Source organism: Streptomyces flavalbus (assembly GCF_042674625.1).
Classification (GTDB): Bacteria; Actinomycetota; Actinomycetes; order Streptomycetales; family Streptomycetaceae; genus Streptomyces; species Streptomyces flavalbus.
On record NZ_JBHTEB010000001.1, the window covers coordinates 7,378,249 to 7,395,536 of the forward strand.

Consider the following 17,288-nt stretch of genomic DNA (forward strand, 5'->3'; position numbering starts at 1 on the left):
CGCCACCCCCACGGAGATCCTTGGAGAACGTTGAAACGCTCGCGCGAAACGGCAGCGTCCGAGCTGTTCGTCGCCCTCTACCCGCGTCTCGCCGGGTGGTGCCGCCGACTGGTCGACGACGACGAGACGGCCCACGAGATCGCCTCCGAGGCGTTCACCCGGCTGTGGGCCCGCTGGACCTCCGTGTCCGAACCACGGGGGTTCCTCTACGTCACCGCGGCCAACATCGTCCGCGACCACTGGCGCAGACTGGAGCGCGAACGCCGGGCCGTGCACCGGGCCAGCACCGAGGCCGCCCTGACCCCGCAGCCCGAACAGGCCGACCCGTCGGTGCGGCTGCTCGTCCAGGCGCTGCCGGAGCGACTGCGCGTGCCGATCCTGCTGCACTACTACGCTGACATGCCGATCCGGGAGGTGGCCGCCCTGACCGGGCGCAAGGAGGGAACCATCAAGGCCGACCTGCACGCGGCCCGCGAACTGCTCCGCGCTCACCTGAGGAGAAGCCTTGATCACTCACTCTGACGAGGACCCGGACTTCGCCCCCGACGATCCGCTCGCGGTCATCCTGCGGCCCCCTACCGAGTTCCTGGGCCCACCGCCGGGCCGCTACACGGCGATCCGGCGCCGCGCGGCCCGCCGCAAGCTGCTGCGCGCCGCCCTCGGCACCGCCGTGGCCTGCGGGGTCGCCGCCCTCGTCGTCCTGCCGCTGCGCCAGCCCGGCACCGGCGGCCCCGACCGCCCGGCCACCCCCCTCGCCCCACCGCTCACCAGCGTCTCGCCCGCCCCGCGCACCCCGCCCGCTCCCGCGCCGAGCGCCACGGCCCCCGTCGCCAGCCCCGTCCCCGACACCCCCACCGCGGACCCCACCACCGCACGGGACCAGGCCAGGCCCTCGGCGGCCACGGACGACCCACCGGTCACCGACCCGTCACCGTCGCGCGCCCGGGACACCACGGCGACCAGCACCACGGCGCCCCGGTAGCGGGCCGGGCCCCTCAACCGGCCTGCCAGGCCCGGAGCTTCTCCGGGTTGCGCACCGCCCAGATGTTCCTGACCCGGCCGCCCGCGACCTCGAACGCGAACACGGTCGCGAGCGCGCCGTCCTGCCACGCGACCAGCCCGGGCAGGCCGTTGACCACGCGCTCCTCGAACGTCGTGCGGTGGCCCGCGACCCGGGCGATCTCGGCGTAGGCGCGCGCGATCCACTCGCCGCCCACGATCGGGCGCGGATGGGTGACGGCCAGCCCGCCGCCGTCGGCGGTCGCGGTGGCGCCGGGGTCGAGCAGGCCGACCAGGGCGTCGATGTCCCGCGCCTCCCACGCCGTACGGAACCGCCGCACGACGCTGGCCTGCCCGGCCCCCGGGCCCGCGGGCGGCCGTGCGGTGCGCACCCGTCGGCGGGCCGAGGAGGCCAGTTGGCGGCAGGCCGCCGGGGTACGGCCGACGATCTCGGCGACCTCGCCGAACGGGTAGCGGAAGACGTCGTGCAGCACGAACGCGACCCGCTCGGCCGGGGTCATCGCCTCCAGCACGACCAGGAAGGCCATCGTCACCGACTCGTCAAGCGCGATCCGCTCGGCCGGGTCGTCGGCGCCGGAACGCCCGGTGAGGTGCCCGGCGGGCCCGGGCAGCGGCTCCGGTATCCAGTCGCCCACGTACGTCTCCCGCCGGGCCCGCGCCGAGCCGAGCAGGTTCAGGCAGATGCGGCTGGCGACCGTCACCAGCCAGGCGCCGGGCGACTCCACGGCCCGCTGCTGCCGCTCCGACAGCGCGTACCAGCGGGCGTAGGTCTCCTGCACGACGTCCTCGGCGTCGGTACGGGACCCGAGGAGCCGGTAGCCGAGGTTCAGCAGGTGGTGCCGCTCGCCCAGGAGCACGCCGAGGTCCGGATCGCTCCGCTCGGCACGGGTGGTCGCTCCGCTGGTCATGGTCCGCCGTCTCCCTCGCTCGCCGCCGTGGCCTCCCCGCTACGACCCGGCGGCGCCCCGGGATGTGACGACGCGGCGTCACCTCACATTCGGGCGGGCCGCGTTGTCGTAAGGGTGAGGACGTCACCCACACCGAGAGGGAACCCGATGAACGACTTCCAGGCCGTCGCCGACCGCGTCGAGATCGAGGCGCTGCGCGCCGAGTTCACCGACGCGTTGATGATGCGCGACCGGCCCCGCCTGGCGGCCCTGTTCACCCCGGACGGCGTCCTGCGGATGCCCAACATCCCCGTGGAGCAGGTCGGCCGCGAGGAGATCCTCGCCGGGGGCGAGCGGTTGCAGCGCCAGTGGGACTTCTTCGTGCAGAACAGCCACCCCGGCACCATCGTGCTCGACGGGGACACCGCGACCGGCCGCACCTACGTCCAGGAACTCGCGCGCGCCCTCGACGGACGCCAGGGCATGAACTTCGCCGTCTACCACGACCGCTACCAGCGCACCGAGGAGGGCTGGAGGTTCGCCGAGCGGGTGTACGAAGTCAGGTACCTCGACACCTCCCCGCTGACCGGCGGCGCGCCCCGGGCCGCCGACGCCGCCCCGGGCTTCGACGCCCCGGCACCCGCCGAGCGGCTGGAGCGGGCGGCCGACGCGCTGCGCGCCAACGGGTTCACCGTCGAGATCCTCGACGACGCCGCGGCGGCCCGCGTCCGCGTCCGGGAACTGCTCCCCGAGGGCGCCAGCGTCTTCACCGGCGCCAGCGAGACGCTGCGGCTGTCCGGCATCGAGGAGGACATCAGCGGCAGCGGCCGGTACGACGCCGTCCGGCCGCGGATCCTGGCCATGGACCGCGCCACGCAGGCCGACGAGATACGACGGCTGGCGGCCAGCCCTGACGTCGTCGTCAACAGTGTCGCCGCGGTCACGGAGACCGGCTCGCTCGTGCTGGCCTCGGGCAGCGGCACCCAACTGCCCGCCAACGCGGGCGGCGCCGCCCGGGCCGTCTGGGTCGTCGGCGCGCAGAAGGTGGTGCCCGACCTCGCCACCGCGCTGCGCCGGATCGAGGAGCACGCCCTGCCCCTGGAGAACGTCCGCGCCCAGGCGGTGTACGGCAGGCCCAGCGCCGTCAACCGACTGCTCGTCCTGAACGCGGAGCCGCGGCCGGGCCGGGGCACGGTCCTGCTGCTCCGCGAGGCCATCGGGTTCTGACGCGCCTCACGACGGTGTGCCTCACCACGACGCGCCTCACCACGACGCGCCTCACCACGACGCGCCTCACCACTCGGCGACGAGCGGCTCCCGCGGCGCGCTCCGCCGCCAGGCCGCGGTGAGCCGGGCGAGGCGGTCGGGGGCGGCGATGCCGCGCAGGGTGGTGATCCCGCCGTCGGCGAGGTCGAACGCCACGGCGCCGATGACCTGGTCCCCACGGACGAAGAGCAGCGCGGGGGCGCGGTTGACGAGCGCGTAGTGGACGGCCGACACGCCCCCGGCCAGCCGCCGCTTCGCCGGGGTGGACCGGAAACCGGCCCGCGCGACGGCGGCGACGCGCTGCGGGGAGTCGTACCGCTGGAGCGTCCCGGTGCGACCGGCGTTGTCGGAGACCGCGGTCGCGTCGTCGGTGAGCAGGGCCACCAGGCGTTCGGTGCGGCCGGAGGCGGCGGCGGTGAAGAACTCCTCGACGATCCGGCGGGCGGACGCCGGATCGACCTCGCTGCCGCCGCCGTGCCCGCGCTCGGCGGCGACGCGGCGCCGGGCCCGGTGCAGGTGCTGCTGGCTCGCGGCCTCGCTGATGTCGAGGATCTCCGCGATCTCGGCGTGGCTGTGGGAGAACGCCTCCCGCAGCAGGTAGACGGCCCGTTCCTGGGGCGACAGGCGCTCCATGAGGGTCAGCACGGCCAGCGAGACCGACTCGCGCTGCTCGAAGGTGTCGGCGGGGCCGAGCATCGGGTCGCCGTCCAGGAGCGGCTCCGGCAGCCAGGCGCCGACGGCGCGCTCCCGGCGGGCCCGCGCCGAGCGGAGCCGGTCCAGGCAGAGGTTGGTGACGACCTTGGTCAGCCACGCCTCCGGCACCCGGATCCGCTGCCGGTCGGCGCCCTGCCAGTGCAGGAAGGCGTCCTGCACGGCGTCCTCGGCGTCGGCGGCGGACCCGAGCAGCCGGTACGCCAGCGAGGCCAGCCGGTTGCGGCTGGCCTCGAAGCGACCGGTGTCGAAGCGATCGGTGGTGGCGCTGTTCACTCGGACCACCCTAGGTGGCTACACGACGGCTTTCTCGGCGGGCGCGTGGGGCGCGTGGGCCGCGGCGGACAGACGGCGCCTGCGGCAGGGCAGGCCGAAGGTGGGGTGCGAGGTGGTCCACAGCGCTCCCCGCAGGATGGCCGCCTTGACCCGCGCGGCCTTCCGGCCTCCCACGTACCCCCGCCGGGGGCGTGCCTCACCGTCCACCAGTTGGAGGATGCCGTCCCGCCGTCCGAGGCTGATGTGGTTGCCCAGGTAGACCAGCGGGGTGCGCGGGACCTCGCGGCCGGTGAGGCTGGCGACGATCGACGCCACCGCCTGCCGTCCGGTGTACCCGGCCGAGCCGCAGGACATCGGCAGCGGTCGGCCGTTGTCGCCGATGGCGTGGGCGCTGTCGCCCGCCGCGTAGACGTTCGGGTGCGAGACCGACCGCATGGCGCGGTCGACGACGACCAGGCCGTTCGCGGTGACCGTGAGCCCGCTGGCGGCGGCGAGCGGGCTGACCGTGAACCCGCCCGTCCACACCGTGGCGTCGGACGGCAGGACGGTGCCGTCGGCGCACCGCACCCCGGTCGCCTCGACGGCCTCGACGGTGGTGTGCTCCCGGACGGCGATGCCCAGCCGGTCGCAGGCCCGGCGCAGATGGCGGCGGGCCCCGGGGCCGAGCGTGGCGCCCAGCTCGCCGCGCGCGATCAGGGTGACCGCGAGGCCGGGTCGGCCCTCGGCGATCTCGGTGGCGGTCTCGATGCCGGTGAGGCCGTCGCCGACGACCAGCACCCGCCGGTCGGCGTCCGGTCCGGCGAGGGCCTCCAGCTCGTCCAGGCGGGTGCGCAGCCGCAGCGCCGCGGGCCGACGGGTGACGTGGAAGGCGTGCTCCGTCACCCCGGGGACGCCGTGGTCGGCGACATGGCTGCCGAGCGTGTAGCACAGGGTGTCGTAGGCCAGCTCGTCCTGGGTCCCGTCGGGGTCCGTGACGGTGACGACCTGGCGCTCGGGGTCGATGGCGGTGACCCGGGCCACGCGCAGCCGGATCCCGGTGCCCGCGAAGACGTCGGTGAGCTTCGGGGCCTCTACCTTCCGGCCGACCGCGAGCTGGTGCAGCCGCAGCCGCTCGACGAAGTCCGGCTCGGCGTTGACGACGGTGATCGCGAAGTCCCGCGGGGACAGTCGGCGGACCAGGTTCCCGGCCACGTAGGCCCCGGCGTAACCGGCGCCGAGAACGGCGATGTGGTGCTTCATGTGGTGCTCCGTGCTCGTGCGGTTCGTTTGCTCCCCGAAGGCTGAGCGGGACGGCGCCGCGATTCCTGACAGAGATATCCGGATTGGTACCCGAACGAGTGATATCGCCGCGTCCAGGCGTATTCGAGTACGTGTTCGGCGGCGTGCAACCATCAGGCGACGATCGTGGTCTGATCACGGTGAGGCGGCCGAGCCTCCGACCATGCGATCGACAGAGGGGGCGCGGGTGAGCGGATCGGGGAAACGACGGCGCACGCCGGGCGGCGCGGGGAAGTCCCGGCTGACCCGGCGGGGGCGGATCCTGGCGTGGAGCGCGGGGGTGACCACGGTCGTCGTCCTCGGGATCGCCGGGGTGGGCGCGTGGGTCTACCACGACCTCAACGACAACATCACGTCCGCCGACGTGGACGACAAGATCGGCGGCGACCGTCCCGAGAAGCTCAGCCCGGGGTCGAAGAACATCCTCGTCGTCGGCTCCGACAGCCGTGAGGGCGCCAACGCCAAGTACGGCAAGGACCTGACCACCATGCAGTCGGACACGCTGATGGTGCTGCACATCCCGGCGAACCGGGAGTGGGCCACGGTCGTGTCGTTCCCGCGTGACTCCTGGGTGGAGATCCCCGCGTGCGACAAGGGCGACGGCAGCACCTCCCCGGTCCACCACTTCAAGATCAACGAGGCGTTCGCGCTCGGCGGCACCAGCGGTGACGTCGCCGGGGCCGCCGCCTGCACCATCAAGACCGTGGAGACCAACACCGGGCTGCGCATCGACCACTTCATGTCCGTCGACTTCCAGGGCTTCAAGGGCATGGTCGACGCCCTCGGCGGCATCGAGGTCTGCCCCGAGGAGGCCATCCACTCCGACAAGGCGAAGCTGGACATGGAGCCCGGCTGCCAGACCGTCGAGGGCGAGAAGGCCCTCGGCTACGTCCGGGTCCGCTACGGCGTCGGCGACGGCTCCGACATCGGGCGCATCGGCCGCCAGCAGGAGTTCATGAACGCCCTCGCCGAGAAGGCGCAGTCCAAGCTGACCAGCCCGAACGCGCTCTACGGCTTCCTGAAGTCCGCCACCAAGTCCCTCACCACGGACCCCGACCTGGCCGGGATCAAGCCGCTGTACGGGCTCGGTACGGAACTGAAGGGCATCCCCAGCGACCGGCTGACCTTCCTCACGGTCCCCAACTACCCGCGCGAGGCCGACGTGCCGAGCGACACGGCCAACGTCGTCTGGCAGTACCCGCTGGCCACCGAGCTGTTCACCGACCTGGCCAAGGACAAGGAGGTCGACAAGGACCGGCTGGAGGCGGTCGCGAAGGAGCCCCTCTACGCCTCCTCCGTCTCCGTCCAGGTCCTCAACGGCACCGGCACCTCCGGCCTCGCCGCCACCGTCGCCGAGCGGCTGACCGGCGCCGGTCTCAGGGTCACCGGCACGGGCAACACCCCGGAGGCCACCGGCACGACGACGGTGACGTACCCGGCGGGTCTGGAGCGGCAGGCCGCGGCGCTCGCCGCCCGGCTGCCCGGAGGGGTCCCCGCCACCCAGGCGGACGACGCGGCGGCGGGCGTGGTCACGCTGGTCGTGGGCAAGGACCTTGAGGTCGAGGACATCCACTGACCGGTCGTCTTCGTCCGCTGACCGGTTGTCCTCGTCCCTCGTCCCCCGTCCGCTGTCCGCGTCCTCGTCCTCAGTCGGCCGTGCGCGGGCGGCGCGGCAGCAGCAGGGGCGTCGTCAGCAGGAGCGCGCCCGCCAGGCCGATGGCCGTCCGTGGGCCGAGGAGGGTGCCCAGCACGCCCCAGGCGGCCGTCAGGACGGCGGTCGTGGCCCTGCCCGTCACCGCCCAGGCCGACAGGGTGCGGGCGACCCGGTCGGCGGGGGTGCGCTGGAGGCGGTGGGTGGCGTAGACGGGGTTGAACACCGCGCAGCAGAAGATCAGCCCGGACTCCACGCCGATGACGAGGACGAGCCCGCCGGTGCCCGGCCCCAGGAAGGCCAGCCCCAGGGGCCAGACCGCGCGCAGGGTCCCGGCCCCGGTCAGGACCCGGTGCCGCCCGTACCGGGTGACCAGCGGCCGGGCCAGCCGGGCGCCGAGCAGCCCGGCGACCGAGGGGGCGGCGAAGGCGAGGCCGTACTGCCACGGCGTGAACCCCAGCCGCCCGAGCATCAGCACCGCCAGCAGCGGCTGGGTGGCCATCACCAGCCCGTTGAACACGGCGGTGTTGAGGAACAGCGGACGCAGTGCCGGGTCGGCGAGGATGAACCGCCAGCCCTCCAGCAGGTCCCGGGCCCGCGGGCGTACGGCCTTCCGGCGCCCGGGGCGCGGCTCGGGGCCACGGGAGGCGTGCACGCCGAGGGCGGAGAGCAGATAGCTGACCGCGTCGGCGGCCACCGTCGCCACCGGGCCGAGGAACCCGACCAGCACCCCGCCCAGCGGCGGCCCGACGATCGTCGTCGTCCAACTGGTCGCCTCGAAGCGGGCGTTGGCGACCAGTAGCTCCTCGGCGGGCAGCAGCGCCTTCAGATACGCGCCGGACGCGGCCCGGAAGGTGATGTCGGCCGCCGCGACGACCGCCGAGACCAGCAGGAGCTGGAGGAAGGTGAGCGCCCCGCACGCGTACGCCACCGGGATCGTCAGCAGTGCCGCGCACCGGACCAGGTCCGTCGCGACCATGACGTACCGCTTGCTCCGGAACTCCACCCACGGCCCCAGCGGCACCGCCACGGCGGCGCCCACCGCCGCCCCCACGGAGGCGAGCGCGGCGACCTCGACCGGTCCGGCGTCCAGCACCCGGACCGCGATCAGCGGCAGCGCGCCGAAGGCGAGCCACGTACCGAGCGCGCTGGTGCCGTACGCCGCCCACAGCCACCCGAACCGTCGCCCGCTCCCCATGCCCGACGCCCCCTTGACGACCCTCACCCGCACAACCGTTTTGTGACCGGGGACATCGAAGCGGGCCGCGTACCCGTGGATCAAACAACCACGGAGCCACCTGCTCACAACCAACAGTTGTGCTCCTAGGGTGGGCGGCATGGACCTCGACACCATCCGGACCTTCGTCGCCGTCGCCGACGCGGGGCGGTTCCAGGAGGCCGCCGCCGGGCTGGCGGTCACCCAGCAGGCCGTCTCCAAACGCGTCGCCGCCCTGGAACGCGACCTCGGCGTACGGCTGTTCACCCGCACCCCGCGCGGCGCCGAGCTGACCATCGACGGGCAGGCGTTCCTGCCCCACGCCCGCGAACTGCTGCGCGTCGAGGAGCGCGCGGTCGCCTCCGTGCGCCCCGGGCGCCGCCCGCTGCGCGTCGACGTGATCGCCTCACGCGGCGCCGCGTCGGGCCTGATGCGCGCCTTCCACCGCGCCCACCCCGCCGTCGACCTCGACGTGGTGTGGCTGTTCGACATCGGTACGGCCGTCGCCGCGCTGCGCTCCGGTGAGATCGACGCGTCCTTCCGCGCCGTCGCCGCGCCCGGCCGTCCGCTGCCCGAGGACATCGAGTCCGTGCGGGTCCTCGACGAACCGCTCCAGCTCCTCACCGGCCCCGGCCACGCGCTGGCGGGCGCCCGCTCGGTGACCGTCGCCCAGCTCGCCGGGCACCGGATCTGGATGCCGGGCATCGTGCCCGGCACCGAGTGGGCCGCCTACTACGACGACCTCGTGGCCGAGTTCGGCCTCACCATCGAGGCGACCGGGCCCAACTTCGGCTCCGACGCGCTCCTCGACACCGTCGCCGACACCCCGGCGCTCGCCACCTTCATGGGGGAGCTGACCCGGCTGGTCTGGCCCGCCGACCACGGGCTGCGCCGCATCCCGGTGACCGACCCGACGCCCGTCTACCCGCACTCCCTCCTCTGGCACCGCGACAACCCCCACCCGGCGCTGACCACCCTGCGCGCCCACCTCGCCGCCACGACGCCCGGCCATGACGCGCCCGGGACCTGGGTGCCGGGCTGGGTGCGGCCGGACTGACCGCCGCCGCGTCCGGGACCGTCAGACGGGCCGGTGGATCACCCGGTCCAGGGTCTCGGTGCTCAGCGGCGGGCGGGTGAAGGTGAGCGCCGGGTTCCTCAGCCCGGCCACGGCGATGTCGAGGTGCCGTTCCCAGGCGTCCGGGGCGATGGCGTCGGTGGTGGCGACGATGCCCCGCAGCCCCCAGATGACGGTGGCGATGTCGGAGAGGGCGACGTCGGGGGCGATCACACCGGCCCGCCTGCCCCGCTCCAGGAGCTGGCTGGTCGCCTCGTAGAGGCGTTCGCGCTGGTCGGCGGTGGCCATGCGGCCGAACTGGTGCGGCAGGACGCCGTGGCTCAGCGCCAGGTGCAGTCCCACGGTGTGCAGGAAGTGCTCCAACTGCCGCTCGACGGGCAGGCTGAACGTCTGCTGGAGATGGGCGAGGAGCCGGTCGGAGAACGCCTCGGCCAGCCGGTCGTGCAGCAGGTCGGGTGTGGGGAAGCGGCGGTAGAGGGCGGCCGGGGCCAGGCCCGCCTCACGGGCGATCTGCGCCATGCTCGCGTTGGGGCCCAGCCTGCGCATCGCCGCCGCCACGGTCCACAGCAGCGCCTCCTCGTCCGGCCCTGGTCCGTCGTCCTGTGCTCGCTCCACCACGCCGACTCCGCTCTGTAGGGGTGCGGCACCATGATTCCACCGCGGAGTGGGGCAAGTACGGGCAATCCCTCTCTTCTCCGGCGTATCACCTCCATGGCTGGTCCGCGCTGGTCCAGGTGTGCCAACATGCTGAATTGCCAACTTTCGCAATTGCTGAGATGCGCCTGCGCGCATGAGGAAGTCGAGGACTCGTGACCCCTGCGCCGTCGCGGATACGCCGGGCCGTGGCCCGTGTCACCGCGCTGCTGCCCGCCCGCGCCGACCTGGCGGACGTGCGGCGCGCCCCCGGGCGGGACCTGCTCGCCGGGCTGACCGTGGCGATCGTGGCCCTGCCGCTCGCGCTCGGCTTCGGCGTGTCCTCCGGGCTCGGGGCCGAGGCGGGGCTGGCCACCGCCGTGGTCGCCGGGGTGCTCGCCGCGCTGTTCGGCGGCTCCAACCTCCAGGTGTCCGGGCCCACCGGGGCCATGACCGTCGTCCTGGTGCCGATCGTCGCCGAGCACGGCCCGGCCGGGGTGCTCACCGTGGGACTGATGGCGGGCGTCATGCTGGTGGCGCTGGCCGTGCTGCGCGCCGGGACGTACATGCGGTACGTGCCCGCGCCGGTGGTGGAGGGCTTCACCCTCGGCATCGCCTGCGTGATCGCGCTCCAGCAGGTCCCGAACGCGCTCGGCGTGCCCAAGCCCGAGGGCGACCACGTGCTCGCCGTGACCTGGGGGGCCGTCCGGGCGTTCGCGGGGGACCCGAACTGGACGGCGGTCGGCCTCGCGGTGGCCGTCGCGGCGGTGATGCTGGCGGGGGCGCGCTGGCGGCCCGGCGTCCCGTTCTCCATCGTCGCCGTCGTCGCGGCCACCGTCGTCGCCGAGACCACCGGCCTGCACGCCGCCCGGCCCATCGGCGACCTGCCCGCCGGACTGCCCGCGCCCTCCCTCGGCTTCCTCGACGTCGGAACGCTCGGCGCGCTGCTCGCCCCGGCCGTGGCGGTGGCGGCGCTCGCGGCGCTGGAGTCCCTGCTGTCCGCGTCGGTGGCGGACGGCATGACCGTGGGCCAGCGGCACGACCCCGACCGCGAGCTGTTCGGCCAGGGGATCGCCAACATCGCCGCGCCGCTGTTCGGCGGGGTGCCCGCGACCGGCGCGATCGCCCGGACCGCCGTCAACGTCCGCACCGGCGCCAGCTCCCGGCTCTCCGCCCTCACCCACGCCGTGGTCCTCGCGGTGATCGTCTTCGCGGCGGCGCCGCTGGTCGAGCGCATCCCGCTCGCCGCGCTCGCGGGGGTGCTGCTGGCCACCGCCGTGCGCATGGTCGAGGTCGGCTCGCTCAGGGCGATGGCGCGGGCCACCCGCTCCGACGCGCTGATCCTCGTCCTGACCGCCGTCGCCACCCTCGTCCTCGACCTGGTGTACGCGGTGATCATCGGCCTGGTCGTGGCCGCCGTGCTCGCCCTGCGCGCCGTCGCCCAGCAGGTCCGCTTCGACCAGGTGCCGCTCGACCGGGGCGACCACAGCGCCGAGGAGCACGCCCTGCTCGCCGAGCACATCGTCGCCTACCGCATCGACGGACCGCTGTTCTTCGCCGCCGCGCACCGCTTCCTGCTGGAGCTGGCCGAGGTGGCGGACGTACGGGTGGTCATCCTGCGGATGTCGCGGGTGTCGACGATGGACGCCACCGGGGCCCTCGTCCTCAAGGACGCCGTGCGGAAGCTGGCGCGGCGCGGCGTCCTCGTCCTGGCGTCCGGCATCCGCCCCGGTCAGCGGCAGGTCCTGGACTCCGTGGGTGCGCTGGAGCTGCTGCGGCACCAGGGACGGGACTTCGCCACCACCCCCGAGGCGATCCGCCACGCCCGCGCCCACCTGGAGCTGACGGACGTACTGCCCCCGGCCGGGAACCGTGCCGAGGCCGCGCGATGAGCCCGGCGTCGCCGTACGCGGTGGCCGGGTTCGGCGCGGCGGGCGCCGGGGGCGAGGATGTACCGCATGGACGTGACGAGCGGATGGACGCGGTGCGCCGGGCCCCGGCCGGTGCGGGCGCGCCGGGGCGGCGGGGAGGCGACGGCACGATGAGTACGCCGCTGTACCAACTGAAGGCCGAGTTCTTCAAGACGCTGGGGCACCCGGCCCGCATCCGGGTCCTGGAACTGCTCAGCGAACGGGAGCACGCGGTGGCGGAGATGCTGCCCGAGGTCGGCATCGAGCCCGCGCACCTGTCCCAGCAACTGGCCGTGCTGCGGCGGGCCAACCTGGTCAGGACCCGCAAGGAGGGCTCCACCGTGTACTACTCGCTGACCAGCCCCCAGGTCGCGGAACTCCTGCGGGTCGCGCGGACCATCCTGTCCGGGCTGCTCGCCGGACAGGCCGAGCTGCTGGCCGACCTCCGGGCCACGCCGGGCGAGGGCCGGGCGCGGTCCTAGGGGGTGGGGCGCAGCGCGAGCAGGGCGATGTCGTCGGTGCTGTCGGCGCCGAGCTGGATGATCAGCTCGTCGCAGAAGACGTCGAGGGGCGCCCGCGCGTAGGCGCCGGTGTGCTGGCGCAGGCGTTCCAGGGCGTCGTCGATGGGCTCACCACGGCGCTCGATCAGGCCGTCCGTGAAGAACAGCAGGGTGGAGTACGGCGGCAGCTCGTCGTGGGCCGAGGGGCGGGGCGCCCCGGGATCCACGCCGAGCAGCAGACCGCCGCCCGTGTCCAGGTAGCGGGCCTCGCCCGACCGCGTGGTCAGCAGCGGCGGCGGATGGCCCGCGGAGGCGTGGTGCAGGCTCCACCGCCCGCCGTCGCCCTTGAGGACGCCGTACACACAGGTGGCGGTCAGCTCCGGGGACAGGGTGCCGCTGGCGAGGTCCACCCGGCGCAGGACGACCCCGGGCGGCTCCTGGCGGTCGACGGCGATGCCGCGGAGCATGTTCCGCAGGGTGCTCATGGCGACCGCGGCCTGCAGGTCGTGCCCCGACACGTCCCCGATGACCAGCGCGGTGTCGCCGTCGGGCAGCGTGAAGGCGTCGTACCAGTCCCCGCCGACCTCCGCCGTGGCGCTGGACGGCACGTAGCGGGCGGTCAGCTCCAGTTGGCCGACCCGGGGCAGCTCGGGCAGCAGGGCGCGCTGGAGCTGCTCGGCGTTGGAGCGGGTGGACTGGTGCAGCCGGGCGTCGTCGACGCCGAGGGCGATGCTGCGGACCAGCTCCGAGATGAGCACGAGGTCGTCCTTGACGAACGGCTCCTCGTCACGGACGCGGACCATGGTCAGGGCGCCGACGACGCCCCGCCGGGCCCGCAGCGGCGCGAGCACGGCGCTGCCGCCGCCCAGCCGCGTCACCAGGTCCCGCTGCCGGGCGTCGAGCGGACTCTGGGTGGGGCGGAGCGGGGAGAGGTCGGTGACCAGCAGCGGGCCCGCGCCGCGCAGCACCCGCGACAGCGGGTCGCCGGTGTTCTCGGGCGCCGCGGGGAGCCGTCCCAGGTGCTCCGCCGAGATCCGCGCCCGCGGATCGCGGTGCACGATGCAGACCCGTTCCGCCCGGCCGTGCTCGTCGAGCAGGTCCGCGGCGCACCAGTCCGCCAGGTGCCGGGTGAGCACCCGGCACACCCGGCGCAGCATCTCGGGGGGATCGAGGGTGCTGGTCAGCGCCCTGCTGGTGGCGGCGAACACCGGCAGCCACTCCGCCGCCCGCCGCCCGTCCACCGCCGTGGCCCGCCGCTCGGCGGCGGTGGGCAGCCGCGAGGGGCCCGGCACCGGCCGGGTGACGTACCCCTCCTCCCGCGGCGGCTCGGACGGCGCCGGGGGAGCCGTGGTCGCGGTGAGCTGGGCGACGAAGACCGTGCGCCCGTCGACCGCCTCCTGGGTCTGGATGAACAGCCGGACGGGGATCGCCCTGCCGTCCCGGTGCAGCGCCGGGACCGGGATGGAGCGGCCCAGGATGCGGGACTCGCCGGTCAGCAGCAGCGAGGTGAACGCCGCCCGGTGGCGGGCCCGCAGGTGCTCGGGCATCAGCGCCGTCAGCCGCCGCCCGACGAGTTCGTGCGCCTGCCAGCCCAGCAGGCTCGCCGCGGAGTGGTTCACCGCGATGATCCGGTTGCGGTCGTCGGCCGCGACCGTCGGCACGTCCGCGGCCTCCACCTCGCTCGCGTCCCACGGCGCGAGCTGCGCGGGGGAGGCGCCCGGGGTCCCCGGCGCCTGCGTCCACGAGGTGGGGTACGCGCCGGAGAGCTGACCGGCGATCTCGTCGAACAGCCAGTGGCGGAAGCCCCGGATCTGCGGCAGCGCCGGGAGCGCGAGCAGGTCACCCTGGCGGGCCGCCGCCTCCGCCGCGTCGACGACCCGGCGCAGTGTCGCCACCCCCGGCGCGGCGTCCGCGGCGAAGGCGACCCGCAGGGACAGCGTGGTGCTGTCCGGGGTCTCCTGCTCCACCGCCGCCGTCATGGACGAGGAGACCAGATGGCTGGTGTCCTGGGCGACGGCCAGGTCCTTGGGCGGCACCCCCGCCGCGCCGCCGGACAGGGAGACGAGGAGCAGCTCGCGCAGCAGGCCCTCCCAGTGCTGCTGCGCCGCCCAGTACAGGGTGTACGGCACGTCCCTGAGGGCCACGGTCACGGTGCGGCCGGGCGGCGCCAGGGTCTCCCACGCCGACGTCGGGGGCGCCGCCGCCTCGGGCCACAGGTCGAACCAGACCGTCTTGCGCTCCGCGTCGCTGTGCACGCCGTAGCTGGCGGCCAGCTCCCGCAGCAGCGCCAGACCACGCCCCGTACTGGCGTAGGGGTGCCTCTCGTGCGGTACGACGCCCCACTCGGGACGCCGGTCGCTGACCCGGACCTGGGCCCGGCCGCCGTCGGCCCACGCCCACACCTCGGCCTCGGTGCGGGCGTGCACCACCGCGTTGGTCACCAGCTCGCCGGTGAGCAGCTCGGCGGTGTCCAGCACGTCCGGCGCGGCACCGGCCAGCGCCGCCCGCACGAACCGCCGGGCGGCCGTGACGTTCTCGGGCGCCGGGGAGAGCCGCCGGGACGGCACTCCGGGCGGAATGGGGCAACCCATACGGGCTGGGTGCCCACGCCGGTCAACCTGAAAAGGGCGACACGGCGTGCCCGTGCCCGTCCCGCGCGGTGCCCTCCGGCAGGGCGACCGGCGGCTCGGGCGACCGCGGCGCCCGGCGCGGCAGGCGCCGCTCCAGCCAGCGCGGCAGCCACCAGGCCGCCCGGCCCAGCACGGCCATCGCCGCGGGGACGAGCACCATGCGGACGATCGTCGCGTCCAGCACGACGGCGGTGGCCAGCCCCAGGCCCATCATCTTGACCAGCGGTGACGGGTTCACGACGAAGCTGAGGAAGACCACCGTCATGATCAGCGCGGCGGACGTGATCACCCGCCCGGTGACCGCCATCCCCCGGGCCACCGACTCCACGGGGTCACCGGTGGCGTCGTACTCCTCGCGGACCCGGGACAGCAGGAACACCTCGTAGTCCATGGACAGCCCGAACAGCACCGCGAAGAAGACCGTCGGCAGCGGTGAGGCGATCGGCATCGTCTCCTCCAGGCCGAACACGGACGCCAGCCAGCCCCACTGGAAGACGGCGACGACGACGCCGTACGCGGCCCCGATGGACAGCAGGTTCAGCACGGCGGCCTTCAGCGGCACCGCCACCGAGCGGAACACCAGCGTCAGCAGCAGGAACGACACGACGAGGACCGCGGCGACGAACACCGGCAGGGTGTGACCGAGCTGCCGGGTGAGGTCGTCGGTCATCGCGGTCAGCCCCGACACGGCGACGTTGCCGGGCACGGCGTCGCGGACCCGGACGAGGGTGTCGGCGGTCGCCGGGTCCGCCGGGGCGGTGGTCGGCACCGTCGGCAGCACCACCGTGTCGCCCGCCGCGGAGACCTGCGGCTCGCCCACCGACGCGATGCCGGGGTCGTCGGCGACGCGCCGGGACAGCGCCGTGACGCCGTCGGCGTCCACCCCCGGCTCCCGCAGGTCGACGACGATCAGCAGCGGCGCGTTGAAACCGGGGCCGAAGCCCTCCGCCAGCAGGTCGTAGGCGCGCCGGTGCGTCGTGCTCACGGCGTCGTCGCCCGCGTCCGGGAACCCCGTCTCCATCCGCAGCGACGGCAGCGCCAGCGCCACCAGCGCGGCGCACGCGGCCAGCAGGTACGGCCAGGGGCGCCCGGAGACCCGGTGCGCGAACCGCCACCACGCCGTCTCCTGGGGCCGCCCGGCACCCGCGCGACGCCGGGTCAGCCGCCAGCGTCCCCCGCGCGCGTGCCCCTGGTGGACCCGCTCGCCCAGCAGGGACAGCAGCGCGGGCAGCAGCGTCAGCGCGGTCGCCACCGCGCACAGCACCACCAGCGAGGTGCTCAGCCCGATCGACGTCAGGAAGCCCAGACCGGTCAGCGCCAGCGCGCTCATCGCCACCACGACGGTGCCCCCGGCGAACAGGACCGCCACGCCCGACGAGGCCATGGCGTTCGACAGCGCGGTGCGCGCGTCCTGGCCCGCGGCCCGGTTCTCCCGGCAGCGCGCCACGATGAACAGGGCGTAGTCGATGCCCACGCCCAGGCCGATCATCGCGCCGATCGTCGGCGCGGCGCTGGAGACGTCCATGGCGTGCGACAGCAGCGCGACGCCGCCCAGACCCGCCGCGACGGCGACCACGGCGAGCGCGACCGGCACCAGCGCCGCCGTGACCGTGCCGAACGCGACCACCAGGATGACCAGCGCCGTCAGCAGCCCCGCCGCCTCCGCGCCCGACGTCGGCGTCTTGGCGTTGATGAACACCACGTCACCGCCCAGCTCGGCCGTCACCCCGGCCCCGCGCGCCGGTGCGACCGCGGCGTCCAGCGCGTCGACGTCCTCCGGGTCCACCTCCATCGGCGGCACGTCGAAGGCGATCCGCGCGTAGCCGATCCGGCCGTCCGGGGAGACCGTGCCCGCGGTGAACGGATCGCTGACCACGGCCACGTGCGCCACCTCGGCGATCCGGTCCACCGCCGCCTCGACGGCGGGCCGGTGACCGGCTATCCGCTGCCCCTCCGGGACGGCGAACACCGCCATCGCGGTGCCGCCGGACGCCTCCGGGAACCGCTCCTCCAGCAGGTCCATCGCCTCCTCGCTCTGGCTGCCCGGGGCGACGAGGTCGTCCACGAACGAGGCACCGGCCAGCGCGGCCAGCGGCAGGAGGAGGACCAGCGCGGCCAGCCAGGCGGCGATGGTCACCCAGGGACGGCGGGCGCTCGCGTCGCCGATCCGGCGTGTCAGTCGGTTCATGGCTGTGGCTCCTGTGAGGAGACGGAAGGGCGCACGGACGCGGGACG

The 17,288-nt window shown here is 74.7% G+C and carries 14 protein-coding genes; 7 read left to right on the forward strand and 7 right to left on the reverse strand.

The features are described 5' to 3' along the window. The first annotated feature begins 30 nt into the window (after positions 1-30). Together ACFQZ6_RS33025 and ACFQZ6_RS33030 are read left to right on the forward strand one after the other, a co-directional pair. Positions 31-522 (forward strand): RNA polymerase sigma factor, encoded by a 492-nt coding sequence (locus ACFQZ6_RS33025; protein WP_381616812.1) that lies wholly within the window; start codon positions 31-33, stop codon positions 520-522. Next, on the forward strand, positions 506-982 hold the full coding sequence (locus ACFQZ6_RS33030) for a hypothetical protein (protein WP_381616815.1): 477 nt from the start codon (positions 506-508) through the stop codon (positions 980-982). Before ACFQZ6_RS33025 ends, ACFQZ6_RS33030 begins: the two co-directional genes overlap by 17 nt. 13 nt (positions 983-995) lie before the next feature. Here the strand turns inward: ACFQZ6_RS33030 and sigJ are convergent, their stop codons facing one another. Further along, a complete protein-coding gene (gene sigJ / locus ACFQZ6_RS33035) occupies positions 996-1,928 on the reverse strand; it encodes an RNA polymerase sigma factor SigJ (RefSeq protein ID WP_381616817.1) in 933 nt (310 codons plus the stop codon). Positions 1,929-2,075: 147 nt separating this feature from the next. Here sigJ and ACFQZ6_RS33040 point away from each other — a divergent pair, with 147 nt between their 5' ends. After that, a complete protein-coding gene (locus tag ACFQZ6_RS33040) occupies positions 2,076-3,134 on the forward strand; it encodes a nuclear transport factor 2 family protein (protein WP_381616820.1) in 1,059 nt (352 codons plus the stop codon). A 66-nt stretch (positions 3,135-3,200) separates the two neighbouring features. Here ACFQZ6_RS33040 and ACFQZ6_RS33045 read toward each other — a convergent pair whose 3' ends face one another. Both ACFQZ6_RS33045 and ACFQZ6_RS33050 read right to left on the reverse strand, forming a co-directional pair. Next, positions 3,201-4,160: a sigma-70 family RNA polymerase sigma factor gene (locus ACFQZ6_RS33045; RefSeq protein ID WP_381616823.1), complete on the reverse strand. Its 960-nt coding sequence runs from the start codon at positions 4,158-4,160 to the stop codon at positions 3,201-3,203. Positions 4,161-4,178: 18 nt separating this feature from the next. Next, on the reverse strand, positions 4,179-5,399 hold the full coding sequence (locus ACFQZ6_RS33050) for an NAD(P)/FAD-dependent oxidoreductase (protein ID WP_381616826.1): 1,221 nt from the start codon (positions 5,397-5,399) through the stop codon (positions 4,179-4,181). Between the two features lie 202 nt (positions 5,400-5,601). On the opposite strand from ACFQZ6_RS33050, the gene ACFQZ6_RS33055 reads away from it, so the two are divergent. After that, complete coding sequence (locus tag ACFQZ6_RS33055) at positions 5,602-7,014, forward strand: LCP family protein (RefSeq protein ID WP_381616829.1); 1,413 nt, start codon at positions 5,602-5,604, stop codon at positions 7,012-7,014. A gap of 70 nt (positions 7,015-7,084) precedes the next feature. On the opposite strand, the gene ACFQZ6_RS33060 is transcribed toward ACFQZ6_RS33055, so the two are convergent. Continuing rightward, a complete protein-coding gene (locus tag ACFQZ6_RS33060) occupies positions 7,085-8,287 on the reverse strand; it encodes an MFS transporter (RefSeq protein ID WP_381616832.1) in 1,203 nt (400 codons plus the stop codon). Positions 8,288-8,426: 139 nt separating this feature from the next. Here ACFQZ6_RS33060 and ACFQZ6_RS33065 point away from each other — a divergent pair, with 139 nt between their 5' ends. Beyond that, on the forward strand, positions 8,427-9,362 hold the full coding sequence (locus ACFQZ6_RS33065; protein WP_381616835.1) for a LysR family transcriptional regulator: 936 nt from the start codon (positions 8,427-8,429) through the stop codon (positions 9,360-9,362). A 21-nt stretch (positions 9,363-9,383) separates the two neighbouring features. Here ACFQZ6_RS33065 and ACFQZ6_RS33070 read toward each other — a convergent pair whose 3' ends face one another. Beyond that, positions 9,384-9,998, reverse strand: a complete 615-nt coding sequence (locus tag ACFQZ6_RS33070; protein ID WP_381616838.1) for a TetR/AcrR family transcriptional regulator — start codon at positions 9,996-9,998, stop codon at positions 9,384-9,386. Positions 9,999-10,189: 191 nt separating this feature from the next. Here ACFQZ6_RS33070 and ACFQZ6_RS33075 point away from each other — a divergent pair, with 191 nt between their 5' ends. Together ACFQZ6_RS33075 and ACFQZ6_RS33080 are read left to right on the forward strand one after the other, a co-directional pair. Continuing rightward, positions 10,190-11,905, forward strand: a complete 1,716-nt coding sequence (locus ACFQZ6_RS33075; protein WP_381616841.1) for a SulP family inorganic anion transporter — start codon at positions 10,190-10,192, stop codon at positions 11,903-11,905. Between the two features lie 149 nt (positions 11,906-12,054). Continuing rightward, entirely contained in the window at positions 12,055-12,405 is a 351-nt protein-coding gene (locus tag ACFQZ6_RS33080; protein ID WP_381618851.1) for an ArsR/SmtB family transcription factor, read from the forward strand. Here ACFQZ6_RS33080 and ACFQZ6_RS33085 read toward each other — a convergent pair. Further along, complete coding sequence (locus ACFQZ6_RS33085) at positions 12,402-15,014, reverse strand: SpoIIE family protein phosphatase (RefSeq protein ID WP_381616844.1); 2,613 nt, start codon at positions 15,012-15,014, stop codon at positions 12,402-12,404. The two genes, ACFQZ6_RS33080 and ACFQZ6_RS33085, sit on opposite strands and share 4 nt — an antisense overlap. A 22-nt stretch (positions 15,015-15,036) precedes the next feature. Continuing rightward, a complete protein-coding gene (locus tag ACFQZ6_RS33090) occupies positions 15,037-17,241 on the reverse strand; it encodes an MMPL family transporter (protein ID WP_381616847.1) in 2,205 nt (734 codons plus the stop codon). Positions 17,242-17,288: the final 47 nt, after the last annotated feature.